This window comes from Neobacillus sp. PS2-9, from assembly GCF_030915525.1.
In the GTDB taxonomy this organism is placed as follows: domain Bacteria; phylum Bacillota; class Bacilli; order Bacillales; family Cytobacillaceae; genus Neobacillus.
The window spans coordinates 3,056,808-3,072,455 of the sequence record NZ_CP133269.1; the positions used below are offsets into that span (position 1 = coordinate 3,056,808).

Sequence of the window (15,648 nt, forward strand, 5' to 3'; positions counted from 1 at the left end):
TTTGTTCCTCCTATTATATATATATAAAGTAGTATTAGTTCGTTTCTGTTTTTAACTGTTTAATTTCAGTTACCGCTGAGATTGGGATTTTTTGATCCCCTACCAAATAGTAATAATTACTATTTTGATTCGAAATCCCCGTTACCACACCTGTTACAGGTGATACTGATCCATCAGGTGTCCAGCTAATTTCTTTTCCTATAACTGCTGCAAATTGACTCATTTGATTGCTAGAAAATTTTTCAAAAGCCTTATTTAAGTTTGTCATTTGCTCTAGAGAGCTAAATGTTGCCATCTGCGCAATAAAATCTTTATCCTGAAGGGGACTAGAAGGGTCTTGGTTTGCCAATTGAGTAGTTAAGATCTTTAAAAAATCATCCTTACCAAGAACGCTTTTTTGTTCAAACGGTTGTACGTTATTATATATTGAATTATTTTTAGCTACTGTATTAACATCCACCCAATTACTCACTTTCAATAGCTCCTTCCTATGCAGTGAAATCAATTCGGGAGCTTGTATTTCGAACTGCTCCACCATATGTAATAGGTAAAACCTCCCGCTCTCTTTCTGTTTGTTCAGATAATTCTCGTTGTTCGTTTGAACCATCCTGTGCTGAGGTAAAAGTATGCTGTTGACGAGACGACTGGGATCCATCCTGGGAGAAAGATAATCCTGCTTGATTAGTATCTACAGAAACGGTTGGCTGTTGTACAACATCAAGCTTTTGCACCTGCAAACCAAACTGCTGTAATGCTTGCTTTAAGTGATGAAGCTGCCCCTCTAATACCTCTTTAGCCACCGATGTGTCAGTCAATATTTGGGCTGAAATCTGCCCATGCTGTGTAGTAACATTTATTTCGATATGGCCTAAATGCTCAGGAAATAAAGAAAATTTAGCCTCTGTACTACCTGACCTACCGTTGGATATTCTTACAAAGCTACTAATCCATTCACTTACTTCTTTACTAAAATCTGAAATTACTAGCTTATTTGGTAAGTTTTCAGGTTTGGAAGTATCTACAGGTAATATCGGTTGTTGATGATTCACAATTATTGATTGGTCACTATTTTTTTGTACATCATCTAATTTTGGAATAGACGTTACTCGTGACTCTCGACTTCCCTCGGGGTTTACTTGCTGAGGCATAGCTGAGAATATAACTTGATTTTTATCGAGTGTCATACCTTGTTTTGAATTAGGAATTAGTCTTCGTTCGATTGTATCAGAATGTACACCCATACCCGACTGGTTCTCAAATTTAAGTCCATTCAAAATTATTTGAATTTTTTCTTCAAAATTAGTTGGGAATTCATAAGACTGTTTTGCTTTTATTTCACCTAATAAGATGTGTATTTTTTGTAAAATTTGATTTGTTTCGTGAGGTGAAAGGTTCCATTCTTCTTTCACTTTTTGTATCGCCTGACTTATAGTCTCCCTAACCATTTGGATGGATTTAGATAAAGGATTTACCATATTTTCTTCAAGTGATTGCTGTGAAACCATAGGCCAATCAGAATCATTTTTTATTGAAGTCAGTGGTTGTTCAACTGGTCTTTGATATACCATAGGTGAATCAGGGTCATTTTTTATTGAAGACGGTGGTTGCTCAACTGGTCTTTGATACTCCATAGGTGAATCAGAAGCATTCTGTATCGTAGACGCTGGTTGTTCAACTGGTCTTTGATACTCCATGGGTGAATCAGAAGTATCCACCAGTGGGGATACTAGAAATTTTGCAGCTCGTTGATACACATTAGGAGTATCCAAAGAAGATGCTTGCATAACAAGAGTTCGTTGAGAATCTACTAATGTGTCAGATGTATCAGGAGCATTTTTTTTGGGAACAACTAATGTTTCATCTAATTGCTGCACTTGCTCCATTAGAGAAACTAATGAAGTCAAGACTCCGTCTATCTTCCCGAAATCTTCGTCATTTAGTTTTTTTGATTCAATGTATTTGGAAACTGACACATTTTTTTTATTTTCGCCCTTTTCATTTACCATGGCTGGTTTAGAATCTATTAAAACTGCCTTATCAGAATCATACTGGCTGTCTTCTAGATTTATAGGTATAGCACTTAATACACTTGCGTTGATTTCCTTTGAGTTTAACGGGATATCTTCCAACTTGACTTTTAATAAGTTAAGTTGGTTTACTGATTCACCCAATTCAATCAATTCTGCAGGTTCTTTATCTGTGATCTTTGACGGATTCAAAAAAACCTCGGCTTGAGTTAATTTTCCTACTTGATTAGATCCATTTGGTATTGAAAGCTGGGCTGACTGTTTATCACTATTAGGTGATTGGTCTAGATGTTTAAACATCGCTATTATTTGATCAAAGGAATTTCCTGAACCTGCCATAGGCGAAGGTGTATTAGTTTTTCCTCCGTTTTGTTGGTTTGTTTGATTTATTTTGATGTCAATTGGAGTGATACCCAAACAGTTACCTCCTCTCATTTCTAATATCCAAAGTTTCAATTAATCTACATTATACCTCATGGACCTGAATTCGTCATGACAATTTTCGATTACTTTTTCAATTTATATCTTTTATATCGACAAATATTTTGATAGATTTTGTTACCAACATATGATAAAAAAACAAGCAGCATCCATAGATACTACTTGTTCTCTCTAAATTACAATAAAAAAGAAGTAATCTTACTATACATCTGCGACAAAACAAATTGTCCATCTGCAAAACCAGCTTCCAATACAGCTTTCGGCATGCCATATACTGTACACGATTCTTCTGATTCTACAAACACTTTTCCATTATACTTTTTTACCTCCCCACAACCTTTTGCACCATCAACACCCATTCCTGTCAAAATGATTGATAACAATTTATCGGTGAAAATAGGAGCCGCTGAACTTAGAGTTATATCAATGGATGGCTTATATAATTCATTCACCATATCACAATCGTCCACTTTGAATACGATAGTCCCTGCAATCTTTTCAAAACGGGTTTGGTACCCTGAAGGACAAATATATATCGTCCCTGGTTTAACTTCTTTTCCGTTTTGAGCTTCTTGTACCTCCATTTGACATAAGGAATCAAATCTTTCAGCCAAATGCTTTGTGAAACCAGGTGGCATATGCTGTGCAATGACAATAGGGACGGGAAAATCTTTCGGAAAACAAGGTAAAATCGTTTGTAATGCTTTTGGTCCCCCTGTTGAACAGCCAATAAAAATAAGTTCCGTATTTTGGTTAGTTTCAATACTTACTTCCATTTCAGGCAATTTAATTTTTGATAAAACAGTAGGCAGTTTAGCTTCTACTATCCCTGCTAAGCGCTGTCTAAAATCTATACTCTGATCGTCTCCGTTTTGATTTCTAATCAGGTTTTCTTTTAAAAAGAAATCAACCGCACCTAGTGCTAGAGCTTGTAAAGTTTCTTGAGCCCCTTCTCCAGTCCGGGAGCTAATCATGACTACAGGAACAGGATTTGTTTTCATTATCTGCTCCAATGCACAAAGGCCGTTCATTTCGGGCATCTCTATATCCATTGTAACAAGATCGGGTTTTAGTCGTTTAACTTTATCAACTGCATCCACTCCATTTCTTGCAATTCCAATTACAAAAAATCGAGGGTCCGTTTCCAGCATTAGACTTATGGCCCTCCGCATAAAAGCAGAGTCATCGACTACTAATACTCCGTATTGTTTCATTCGAATCAGATTCCTTTCGATAATAAAAGCTCTTATCAGAGCGCACTTTTTGTAATCCCATGTTCGTATCTGTTATCGATTCAGCATGGCCAAGAAACAAGTATCCATCAGATGATAAATTTTGGTATAAACTATGAATCACTTGTTGAGTTTTATCTCGATCAAAATAGATCAATACATTCCTGCAAAAAATGATATCTACTTCGCCAATTTCTGCAACCTTTTCTTGGTTAAGTAGGTTTAAATGCTGAAACTTCACCATTCTTTTAGTAGATGATTTAATTTGGTATCCACCATTTTCTTCTATAAAATATTTTTTTAATAAGCTTTCAGGTATTCGTCGAAAAGCAAAAGAACTATTATGATACCATCCCATCTCCGCTTTCTCGAGTACCTTCTTATTAATATCAGTTGCAATAATCTCTACAGTCCCTGGTAAAAACCGACCAGTTTCTTGTATTAACATAGCTAGTGTATATGGCTCCTCACCACTTGAACAGGCAGCACTCCATATCCTAACTGGCCGGTTCATATTTCTACTTTTCAATAATGGCAATACAAAGGAACAACACTCGTTTAATTGTTCCTCTTCTCGATAAAAATAGGTTTCATTAATAGTTAATAAGTCAATTAAGATATCCCACTCCGTAGCTGATTTTGTTAAAAAACCACAATAATCCTCATAGGTTATTCCTAATTCCATGATCCGTTTAGAAATTTTATCTTTAAGAATTGGAAGCCGATCATGATATCCCAATCCACAATAGTCATATACCATTTCGCTTAATCTTAATAACCCATTCTCTAGCATGTGTATCACCTTTTTCCTCGCTACACTTTCATATAAATAATAGGAGCAGCAATGTTTTCTATTTCACACACTCTTTTATGTAGTTTATATAAACCGTTCTTAGTTGCCTCTCATACTTCAATATAATCAAATATGTAGTATAAAATTACTAGATAAAAAGGTAACCGTCAAATAGAATTTTTTTGAAAGAACTAACAAAAACATTTTGATACAATCAAAATAAAACAAAAAACATTATTGTCGAAAATTTGTGATTAGCGTACAATTACATTACAAAACTTTTACAATAAAGGAGATTATGATGTCTAGTATTATTGGTTTTTTATTGGCGTTAATAGCGATAGGAGTAGGTATGGTATTAAAAGGGGCCTCCTTATCTGCATTAATCAATCCGGCAGCATATCTCATTATTTTTGGAGGCACAGCAGCCGCAGTTTTAATAGCATTTCCATTCAGCGAGATAAAAAAGTTTCCTATCATTCTAAAAATTGCTCTATTAGAACCAAAACAACCATCAAAGTCGGAGCAAGTTGCCAGCTTAGTAAGATGTGCTGAAATTGCGAAAAGAGAGGGTCTTTTAGCGCTTGAGGAAATTGCTGGTGAAACGAAAGATCCCTTTTTCAAAAAAGGCCTTGAAATGATTATTGACGGCCATGATATTGAATTCATTGAAGAAGTATTATTGGAGGAAGTAGCAGCCATTGACAAACGACACAAAACAGGAGCTCTTATCTTTACCCAAGCGGGGACATATGCTCCAACCTTAGGAGTTCTTGGAGCTGTAATAGGTCTTATTGCATCACTTGGAAATTTAAATGATGTAGAAAAATTGGGACATTCCATTTCTGCCGCATTTATTGCAACCTTGCTTGGTATATTCTCCGGTTATGTTATGTGGCATCCCCTTGCAAATAAATTAAAACGTCTTTCAAAACGCGAGCAGGAATTTAAGCTTCTTACAATTGAAGGATTGCTTGCTGTTTATCAAGGACTATCTCCAAGCGCATTAGAAAAGAAGCTAACTGTCTACATTGCGCCAAATGAACGTAAAAAGATTGAGAAGGTAAACGAGGAAGTAGCGAATGAGAAAACAGCGTAGAAATTTTGACGAAGAGCATGAAGAACATATCGATGAATCCTGGTTGATTCCATATGCTGATATTCTAACTCTACTTTTGGCATTATTCATTGTCTTATTTGCTTCCAGTACGGTTGATAAATCTAAATATGAGTCTATTATGGAAGCTTTTAAATCTGAATTAACTGGAACCAAAATTGAGAATAAGGATTCTGGACTCTCCATTAAACCTTCGGATAAGGAATCAGACGAAAAGACTGATCAACAGGAACAAGCAACGGTTCCTGTCGTTGAAGAAGCACAAAGTAAAGAGGAAATCGAACTTGAACAATTGAAGCAACAATTAACTAAATATATTGAAGACAACAACCTTCAAGCAGTAATCACTCTTCAAGATACAAAACGCGGTGTAGAAATCTCCTTGAAAGATGTTATTCTTTTTGACCCTGGAAAAGCAGATTTAAAAGCTATCTCGTTTAAGACTCTAGATGTATTAGTCGGCTTATCCAAAACTGTAACGAATCCGATTAGTATAGAGGGACATACAGATAATGTTCCGATAAAAAATTCGAAGTATCAGTCTAACTGGGAGCTTTCCTCAGCCCGAGCTGTCAGCGTTCTTCATTTTTTTGAATCAAAAAGCATTGCTAAAGAACGCTTGCAATTTGTTGGGTACGGCGAGTACCAGCCACTCTTTCCCAACGATACAAAAGAACACAAACAGGCAAATCGCCGCGTCAATATTGTGATCTTGCGCAAAGGTTAAAAAAAGCCAGTTTCCTATTTTACAAGGAAGCTGGCTTTTTGAATTTATAAGGTTTTCACCATCAGTACCTGCTCCGTCGTTTTCTTGAACCCCTGCTCCAACAAGTATTGGATGACTGGATTTGATTGTGAGGCATTGACGGTCATAAAGCTGACTGGATGGTTTTGTTGTTCGGTTATGGCTGAGAAAACTGCTTGTAAAGTCTCATCCGTTACCTCTCCCACTAATTCCACTTGAAATAAAAATACCTTTTCGAGCTGCCCTTCTTGGTTCCACACTCGTTTAAAAAGTGAATAGCCTACCGGGTTTTGGCTACCGTCAAAATAAATTTGTGCTTCACCAGCCTTAACACTCTGCCACTGGCACTGCCATGGAACATTTTGTTTATAAAAAGAGTAGGTTGATAGCTGTTCAGGACGAATAAATTCGGCTTGTAATTGAGAGTTCTTTTCCCCTTCGAGAGTACCAGCTAAATAGACAAGTACATCTGTTACTTCATAGCCGAATCTTGCATATAAACGGATCGCTCTCTCATTCTCTTTAATTGCTTCAAGGGTAGCGACCTCACAGCTCTCTTCCGCATAGATTTTTAGAATCTCTTCCATGAGTAACGTGGAAACCCCTTTGCCCCGATATTCCGTTGCGATACCAGTACCGCCATTCCAGGCAGTCTTTTTCCCATTTATCACCCTAAATCCATTTAAGACAATGGCTACGGGTGCCTCACCATCAAAGGCAACGATGGAGTGTGGTAACGAAAGTCCTTCATTGACCAGACGATTGAAGAACATCTCAGGAGTCATTTCCAGTTGAACAAAATAGCCTTCGAAGCCCTTATTCCATGCGGTAATCATTTCTTGTATGGTACAATCTGTTAATCTCTTAATTTGTAAGTTCATAACACCCCTCCTATGAAAAATTGCCTTTTCATTATCAAGTTGAAAATCGACTATTCAGTCTATTTTAATTAAATCAAAAAGCGCTTACATTTGCAACTATTTCTTGATTATTCAAAAAATCCCATTATGAGCCATAATGGGATTTGGGTAACGTGTTTATTTGACCACTTCTTCTACTTCCTGAAACGGCCATGCTGGCAAGGACTTGGATAGGGGTTTATCCTCTCGATAACCAAGCACATATTCTGCCTGCATAACCGTATGGATTTCGCGTGTTCCTTCATAAATCACTGGGGCTTTGGCATTTCTGAGGTATCGTTCGACCGGATACTCATTGGAAAAACCGTATGCCCCGTGGATTTGAACCGCATCATTGGCTGCTTCATAGGCATAATCACAGGCCTGCCATTTAGCTAGAGACGTTTCACGTGTGTTCCGTTTTCCCTGATTTTTCAGCCATCCAGCTCTAAAAACAAGTAATCTAGACTGTTGCAGACTTGCTTCCATTTTTGCAATCATTTGCTGTACGAGTTGGTGTCTGCCAATCTCTTTACCAAAGGTGCTTCGTTCATGGCAATATTTCAAGCTCGCCTCAAGGCTAGCCATGATTGTCCCACATGCACCGGCTGCAACTGTGAAACGGCCATTATCAAGGGCAGACATGGCAATTTTGAATCCTTCTCCTTCTTCACCAACGAGGTTTTCTTTTGGAATCTTGACGTTATCGAAAAAGAGCTCACCAGTATTACCAGCTCGAATGCCAAGCTTTCCTTTGATTGCCTTTGAGGAAAACCCTTCCCACTCGCGTTCTACGATGAAGGCAGAAATCCCATGGTGCTTTTTGCTTTTATCGGTGTAGGCGAATACTAAAAAGTAATCCGCGACATCACATAGTGAAATCCATGTTTTTGATCCGTTTAATATGTAATAATCACCTTGTTTGGTGGCGGTTGTCTGCATCGCTGCCACATCTGACCCGGCATTCGGTTCAGTTAGTCCGAATGCGCCAACCTTATAGCCCTTTGCTTGTGCGGTGAGATATTTTTGCTTTTGCTGCTCATTGCCCCATTGAAGGAGTGTCATGCTGTTTAGACCGGTATGGACTGATACGGCTGTACGGAAAGCTGTATCGCCACGTTCTAATTCCTCGCAGACAATCGCCAAAGCGTTGTAGTCCATTCCGCTTCCACCGTATTGCTCAGGGATACAGACCCCCATTAGACCTAGATTGGCGAGCCGCTTTAAAATACTTGACTCAAAATGCTGCTTTTCGTCCCATTCGCGAATATACGGCATGATCTCCTTGTCCACAAACTGGCGAACGGTCTTTCTTAACATTTCTTGCTCCTCTGAAAAGGAAAAATCCATCATATAGTTGTTACTCCTCTCGGTTTTTAGTGTGATTTTTATATAAAATTGTCATTGGGGTTTTCCATTGGCGGATGAGCTGTCCTCATTGGCGGATAGGTATATTCAATTAACGGATAGCGTTTCCCTATTGGCGGATAACCGCTCTCAATCAGCGCATACCACCTTACTGTCGGATAGCTCACGATTACTGTCGCTTAGCCATTGATTACTGTCGTATAAGCTGCATTTACTGACGCATAACCACCGATTACTGTCGCATACTCCATATACTGTCGCATAGACCCCATTTACTGTCGTATGGCCACCCATTACTGTCGGATAGCTCACAATTACTGTCGCCCGCTCTCCAACACAGCTACCCACTAAAACAAGTAAAGAAGCAAAGGTACAGAAATCTGCACCTTTGCACATATTTCACTTTAACGCACTACCGCGCCGGGGGACTGTCCCCCGACCTTATTTCACCCCAACCGGACAAACTTTCTGCCCAATCGCCGCAATCAACTCCGCTGGCATTGGGAAACTCAATGCTGCTGGATCCTTCATAACAGCTGGAATCGCCGTTTGAAGCGCCTCCTCGCTAATATTGTACTGTTTGAAATCAGCAGGCAGACCCACCTTATGCTGAAGCAGTCTAATTTTTTCCACAACCTTCGTCAATGCCTCTTGTGGCGTATCCTCAGCCTCCACATCCACATTCAATGCCTGTGCCAGCTCAGCCACCTTCGGCAAATATAAATCTGGTACCATTTCCATTACTACCGGTAAAAAGATAGCATTTGCCAGGCCGTGTGGAATACGGAACAAAGCACCATACGCGTGAGCCATGTTGTGTACTGGGATCGCATTCAAAGCAAAGCTGAACGCAGTGATTCCCATTAAACTCGCCTGCAATAAATCCATGCGCGCATCTAGATTCCACCCGTCTGCCACGGCAACAGGAAGATTTTTTTCAATTAACCGAATGGCATGCAGGGCATACGCATCCGTTAAGCCCGTAGCAGTAGGTGAAGCCAACGCTTCAATCGCATGGGTTAAGGCGTCAAACCCCGTAAAGGCCGTAATCAGCGGTGGAAGGCCGACCGTTAAATCAGGATCCAAAATCGCCATATCCGCACTAATAAATGGATTGATAATATTGGTTTTCATTTGAATATCTTCATTAAAAATAACTGCAATTGGGGAAACCTCTGAACCCGTACCCGCTGTCGTTGGAATCGCGATGTGCGGAATCGGAATATAATTTGCCTTTGGAAACGATTCGTACAACAAGCCACCAGGAATCGCTTCCTTAATATCAGCCAGCCCTTTGTGAAGCGCATACTTCACCCCTTTTACCGTATCAAGCACACTGCCGCCGCCCACTGCTAGCAGGGAATCAGCGCCAATTTCTCGTGCATAGCGAACAGCATCATTAATGCATCGGCTTTCGGCATCCTGTTTGATATCCAAATACATTCCCACCAATTGTGGGCCGCTGCCATGACCTGTTAAATCAAAAATGGATGCCACTTTTTCCACGACTCCTGCTTGTTCTAATCCTCTGTCACTTAAAAGCAGCACTCGTTTGGCACCAAGACCGGCAAACAAACTAGGAACCATTGCCCGGGAATTCGAGCCGCTGTAGATTCCTGTACGTAACATGAACTGTGATAAGGTTGTTTTCATGGTTTTCTTCACCTCTTCATTAGTTTTGGCCAAATAGAATTCCGTACCAATTGCGTCTCTCAAGCTCAGGACTCATCGATGTATGAACATGTTTTACCTGTGTATAGGCATCAAGGGAATGCTGACCCATTTCGCGGCCGATTCCACTTTGCTTGTAACCGCCGAACGGAGCGTCACTGCGAAGCATATGCCAGTCATTGATCCAAACCACTCCAGCCTGAAGTCTTCTAGCAACCTCATAGGCCTTATTCACATCGCGTGTCCAGACACCAGCTGCTAAACCATAAATGGTATCGTTCGCCATTTTAATCGCGTCATCTAAATCTGAGTATCGGATGACACATAAAACAGGACCGAAAATCTCCTCTTGAGCAATTTTCATATCATTGGTTACATTCGTGAAAATGGTTGGCTCAATGAAATGACCTTCTTCAAGGCCAGCCACCTTCACTTCTTTCCCGCCGCAAACAAGCGTAGCACCTTCTTGTTTGCCTGACTCAATATAGGAAAGAATGGATTCCTTCTGCTTTTTCGAAATAACCGGACCCACATCAGTAGTCGGATCCAATGGATTGCCGAGCTTTAATTTGCTGGCGAGAGCCACTAGTCCTTCGACTACTTGGTCATAGAGCTTATCTGGGACAAATAAACGTGTGCCAGATTCACAAAGCTGACCTGAGTGTAAAAACACTCCAAACAGGCTTCCAGGGAGAGCTATGTTTAGGTCCGCATCCTCTAAAATAATATTGGGCGACTTTCCACCGAGCTCGAGGGTGGTATTTTTAATCGTACCTGCTGCAAGCGCCATAATGTTTCTGCCGACTTCTGTTGAACCCGTGAAGGCCACTTTATCGACCTTTGGATGGCTGACTAATGCTTCACCCACCTCAGCACCTGGACCTGCGACCACGTTGATGACACCTGGAGGCACCACCTTGGAGATGATTTCTGCTAATTTCAAAGTGGATAACGGTGTGTAGCTTGCCGGCTTCATGACGATGGTGTTCCCCATGGCAAGTGCCGGAGCAATCTTCCAGGTGGCAATGACCATTGGGAGATTCCATGGTGTAATGGCTGCACAGACGCCGATTGGCTCGCGCCAAATAAAGTTATGTGCCGGTCCTGGAAACGGCGGGACTGGAAGCGTTTCTGAAAATGGATACTCTAAAGTGAATTTCGCTAATGTTTGGAACAAATCGACCATTTGTAAAATGTCACTGTTGCCGATTCGGCGTACCGTTCCTCCAGAGCTAATTGCTTCTAGGTAAGCTAGTTCTTGTGCGTGTTCGACAATTTGATGGGAAATGGCATAAAGAACATTGGCACGATCCTTCGGTTTCATGTTTTTCCAATCACCCTGGTCAAAGGCTTCGCGTGCAGCCATGACCGCACGATCGACGTCCTCCTTCGTTCCTTTTGCTACCTTTGCGACCAACTCTCCGTTGGCAGGGTTATACACATCAAAGGTTTCCTGACTACTGGCTAGCTCCCATTTCCCATTGATAAAATGAGGAAATGTTTGCACCTCAACTTTAACTGTCATCGTAATTCCTCCTCTACTAATCTTCGACAACTGCATTATTTGTGACCGTTTCGCCCCAACTTCTCTTGTTTCGGGCACAATAAACCTACAAAACTCCTAACTCACTATCTGAATATCTATAAATCTCTTCGATTTTTTTGCCTTTGGCTCTCGCTAAAATTTCCATTCGGACGGATAGCTGTTTGAGGGTAAAGTTCATGATGTCATCAGGATTTCCTCCGAATGAACTAACCTCCCTTCCTGCGATGCCTTCCTGGTTTAAGCGAATCGCGAGTGGCGTCAACTCGCCCATTTTAACCGCAACAAAATCAAAAAGATGTGGGTGCTCACAAATCAATCGTTGCAGAAGGAACGTGCCGTACCCGATATGTCTCGACTCATCCTTCTTCAAATTTCCAATGCCTTCAAGCAGTCCTGGCATGATTCCGGCTGTTTCCAAGGCAGCATAGAACGAATAATAGCCGGTTTCAGCTAATACGCCCTCAACAAACATGTTATACACGACAGATGCTTCAGCAATCGCTTCAGGAGACTGGTCGGTAACCAGACGCTCCATCGCTGTCGGGAGAATTTCATAAAATATCTTCTGATAGGTCTCCGTATGGAAATGGGAGAGATCCCCCTTCTCCCCAATCGCATTCAATACAAGTCGGAAAAACTCCGTGTGCTTCGCTTCCTCATATAAGAAGGTCGTTAAAAACATTTCTTCTTCCAGTCTGCCTTCTTTGGCAATCGCCATAATCAACGGAAGCAAATCAAGCGTAACCGCTTCCTCACCCGCTTGAAACTGAGAAATCAGGCGTAAAATATCCTGTTGCTGCTCTTCATTCATCGCTCTCCAGTCTCGTTGATCCTGGCTGAAATCAATATCAGCAGGATTCCAGGTGCCTAAACGTTTGGCTTTTTGATAGAGTCGATACGGGAAGGAATCCTCCAGCAGACCTCTCGAGCTCGTCGTTAAAATGGTCCTTTTTTCCATAATACTTTTCCTCCTCATTTCCCTTTACGGTTTGATTACAATTTCAGACGCAGTTCGGCGTAAATGTGTTTTTAAAATTTTTCCCACGCCATTTCTAGGCAACGCTTCTAGAAAAACAATTCTTCTCGGGGTTTTATTTTTCGCTAAATGATCTTGACAGTAACGAATCAGTTCTTCTTCAGTTACCTCAGACCCTGGCTTCTTCACGACACATGCCACCATCTCTTCACCCATTCGCTCATCTGGAACGCCAATAACAGCAGCCTCAAACACCTGTTCATGAGCGTTAAGAATTTCCTCTACATCACGTGGATAGACATTAAAGCCGCCGCGAATAATTAAGTCTTTTTTGCGGTCAACAATATAGACGTAGCCCTCATCATCGATTCGAGCCATATCACCTGTATATAACCACCCTTCCCTTAATACACGGCTCGATTCCTCCAGATTTTGATAGTAACCTGGCGTGACATTGTCACCACGGACAATCAACTCCCCTACTTCACCGGAAGGAAGCTCCTCGCCCTCCTCATTAACCACCATCACTTCTACCCCTGGAATCGGAATCCCGACGGAGCCAGGTTTAATCTCGATTCCTTTCCGATGGGCCGTCACAACAGGTGCAGCTTCAGATAAACCATAGCCTTCGTACACCTTCGCTCCAAACCTTTGTTCAAACGCATGGAGTAACGCCACCGGCAGAGGCGCTGAACCTGATCCGACCGATTCCAGGCTGGAGGTATCATATTGGTCCGCCCCGGGAAAGGATAACATCGCATGAATCATCGCTGGTACCGCGGAAAACGTCCGAACCTTATAGGTTTCAATGGCTTTAAACACTTCTTTTATATCAAAGCTCGAAAAAACTACGATCGAACTGCCTGTTAAGTAGCAAACATTGGAAACTGTTAGGCCATAGACATGGGCAAGCGGCAGGACACCTAGTGTTGTTCCCCGCTCTGTTTCATTATGTTTCGCCGAATTTCCAGCATTGGAAAATAGGTTTTTATGGGTCAAGAGAACTCCTTTTGGATTTCCTGTTGTTCCTGAGGTGTATAAGATGACCGCGGTATCTTCTTCTGTCACCCCTTCATCGAGAGAACCATTGTCCTGAACCATCACCTCGTAAAAGTTTTTCACCTGACTCGACGAAGGTTGGTCGACCACAATTAACTCTGGTTTGGCAGCTAATCCCTCAAGCGATTTTTCCACATTAGCTAACACATACGAGGAAGTAATCACTGCTTTGGCACCAGATTTCTCAGCGATATAGTGAAGCTCTTTCGGGTGAAGCGTAAACATGACTGGTACAATGATGGCACCCGCTCTTGTGATCGCTTGATAGGAGAAGAGGACTTCCGGACAATTGGGCATGCAAATCATGACACGGTCACCCTTATTTATCCCAAGTTTCCGTAGGCCATGAGCAAATTGGTCTGCAAATTGTTTCGTTTCCACATTTGTGTAGGACTTTTCTTTGAAAAATAAAAAAGGGTACTCTCCAAAATTAGTTATATTTGTTTCAAGCAGCTCCTTAAGTTTCATCCAATCCGCTCCTTTCGGTACACCACTTTAGAACCTTGTTTTTCGTATCTGACCTGCTGTCTTTGCTCAAGCAAATCTAAATGACCTTGGATTTGTGATAGCCCCAAAAACACCGTTCTACCGTTTAATCGAGGATACATCACGCTGCAAATCTCAAAAATACTTTTTTCCCCATGATCAAGAATAGATAGAATCTGTTTACAGCGCTTTTCCTGTTCACTCAATCTTGTTTTGATTAATGATACGTGATCAGTAAATACCTCCCCATGGCCGGGATAAATCGTCACAAGTGGCAGCTGACTGACTTTTTCCATCGAATCCCTATACTGTAATAATGGTTGCGGTCGACTTAGCTCCCCTGGATTTGGCGGTTCAATAAAGGCATTTACGGAAAAGGCCTTTAATAAATGATCGCCAGCGAATGTTTCCCCGGTTTCAGGGCTCCACAGCAACAGATCACATTGACTGTGTCCTGGAACATGCACCACCTCAAACTTCCTTCCACCTAGAGGAACCTGGTCTCTTTCTTTTAAAAAAGTGACATTCTGCCAAATTTCCTCATGAAATGGACGCTTAATAATATGCTTTTTCGGGTCGGCACCGCAGCTTGTTACAAACTGGTCAAAAAATTGCTGAACTCTTTGATACTCGTGAATATCAGAGTTGATGGACCCGGCCGCCTGTTCATGTACAAAAATAGGAATATCAACTTCTTCTTGAAGATGTGGGATGGCACCAGCATGGTCTATATGAATGTGGGTGAGGACAATATGGTCAATATCTGTTAATTGAATGCCATGATTATGTAGTTGATTCTTTAACTGTTGATAGGACTCTCTGCCGGGGTTTCCGGTATCCACTAAGGTAACGGTTTCTCCAATGACCAAGAAGGCATTCACCGTTCCTTCGGCAAAGTGTGTTTGTAGCTCTAGAGGAATAATTTTAACCATGTGATGGCTCCTCCCTTCTGAACGATAAGAGGCTTTGAATGCTCCAAATCTTTTGAACTTCAAGAAGCTTTGGTCGCGATGAACCCCTCATAGGAGACCTTTCTTTCGTTTTATCAGTTGTTTCGGTCGCGTAGAACCCTCATAGGAGCCTTTCTTTCATTTTTCCAGCTGGTTCGGTCGCATAGAACCCTTATAGGCGACCTTTCTTTCGTTTTTCCAGCTGGTTCGGTCGCATAGAACCCTTATAGGCGACCTTTCTTTCATTTTTCCAGCTGGTTCGGTCGCATAGAACCCTTATAGGCGACCTTTCTTTCATTTTTCCAGCTGGTTCGGTCGCATAGAGCCCTTATAGGCGA

The 15,648-nt window shown here is 41.3% G+C and carries 13 protein-coding genes; 2 read left to right on the top strand and 11 right to left on the bottom strand.

Translation table 11 applies throughout. The features are described from left to right. Window positions 1-34: 34 nt before the first annotated feature. The 4 genes from flgD to RCG25_RS15505 form a co-directional block, all read right to left on the bottom strand. The gene (flgD, locus tag RCG25_RS15490) at window positions 35-472 is read right to left on the bottom strand and encodes a flagellar hook assembly protein FlgD (protein WP_308079722.1); all 438 of its coding nucleotides are present in this window, start codon (window positions 470-472) and stop codon (window positions 35-37) included. 16 nt (window positions 473-488) lie between these two features. Beyond that, window positions 489-2,444, bottom strand: coding sequence for a flagellar hook-length control protein FliK (locus RCG25_RS15495; protein WP_308079723.1), 1,956 nt, complete (start codon window positions 2,442-2,444; stop codon window positions 489-491). A gap of 200 nt (window positions 2,445-2,644) precedes the next feature. Beyond that, complete coding sequence (locus tag RCG25_RS15500; RefSeq protein ID WP_308079724.1) at window positions 2,645-3,682, bottom strand: protein-glutamate methylesterase/protein-glutamine glutaminase; 1,038 nt, start codon at window positions 3,680-3,682, stop codon at window positions 2,645-2,647. Continuing rightward, complete coding sequence (locus RCG25_RS15505; protein ID WP_308079725.1) at window positions 3,651-4,493, bottom strand: CheR family methyltransferase; 843 nt, start codon at window positions 4,491-4,493, stop codon at window positions 3,651-3,653. Before RCG25_RS15505 ends, RCG25_RS15500 begins: the two co-directional genes overlap by 32 nt. A gap of 295 nt (window positions 4,494-4,788) precedes the next feature. On the opposite strand from RCG25_RS15505, the gene motA reads away from it, so the two are divergent. Both motA and RCG25_RS15515 read left to right on the top strand, forming a co-directional pair. Continuing rightward, window positions 4,789-5,592 (top strand): flagellar motor stator protein MotA, encoded by an 804-nt coding sequence (gene motA, locus RCG25_RS15510; protein WP_308084193.1) that lies wholly within the window; start codon window positions 4,789-4,791, stop codon window positions 5,590-5,592. Next, a complete protein-coding gene (locus RCG25_RS15515) occupies window positions 5,576-6,337 on the top strand; it encodes a flagellar motor protein MotB (protein WP_308079726.1) in 762 nt (253 codons plus the stop codon). The genes motA and RCG25_RS15515 overlap by 17 nt, the downstream gene beginning before the upstream one ends. 44 nt (window positions 6,338-6,381) lie before the next feature. Here RCG25_RS15515 and RCG25_RS15520 read toward each other — a convergent pair whose 3' ends face one another. The 7 genes from RCG25_RS15520 to RCG25_RS15550 form a co-directional block, all read right to left on the bottom strand. Beyond that, the gene (locus tag RCG25_RS15520) at window positions 6,382-7,236 is read right to left on the bottom strand and encodes a GNAT family N-acetyltransferase (RefSeq protein WP_308079727.1); all 855 of its coding nucleotides are present in this window, start codon (window positions 7,234-7,236) and stop codon (window positions 6,382-6,384) included. A 156-nt stretch (window positions 7,237-7,392) separates the two neighbouring features. Then, entirely contained in the window at window positions 7,393-8,604 is a 1,212-nt protein-coding gene (locus RCG25_RS15525; RefSeq protein ID WP_308084194.1) for an acyl-CoA dehydrogenase family protein, read from the bottom strand. 459 nt (window positions 8,605-9,063) lie between these two features. Next, on the bottom strand, window positions 9,064-10,275 hold the full coding sequence (locus tag RCG25_RS15530; RefSeq protein WP_308079728.1) for an iron-containing alcohol dehydrogenase: 1,212 nt from the start codon (window positions 10,273-10,275) through the stop codon (window positions 9,064-9,066). A gap of 19 nt (window positions 10,276-10,294) precedes the next feature. Beyond that, window positions 10,295-11,818, bottom strand: coding sequence for an aldehyde dehydrogenase family protein (locus RCG25_RS15535; RefSeq protein WP_308079729.1), 1,524 nt, complete (start codon window positions 11,816-11,818; stop codon window positions 10,295-10,297). Between the two features lie 85 nt (window positions 11,819-11,903). Next, window positions 11,904-12,797, bottom strand: coding sequence for a R2-like ligand-binding oxidase (locus RCG25_RS15540; protein ID WP_308079730.1), 894 nt, complete (start codon window positions 12,795-12,797; stop codon window positions 11,904-11,906). Window positions 12,798-12,821: 24 nt separating this feature from the next. Beyond that, window positions 12,822-14,342 carry a class I adenylate-forming enzyme family protein gene (locus tag RCG25_RS15545; protein ID WP_308079731.1) on the bottom strand — a complete coding sequence of 507 codons (1,521 nt, stop codon included), beginning with the start codon at window positions 14,340-14,342 and terminating at the stop codon, window positions 12,822-12,824. Further along, on the bottom strand, window positions 14,339-15,292 hold the full coding sequence (locus tag RCG25_RS15550) for an MBL fold metallo-hydrolase (protein WP_308079732.1): 954 nt from the start codon (window positions 15,290-15,292) through the stop codon (window positions 14,339-14,341). Before RCG25_RS15550 ends, RCG25_RS15545 begins: the two co-directional genes overlap by 4 nt. Window positions 15,293-15,648: the final 356 nt, after the last annotated feature.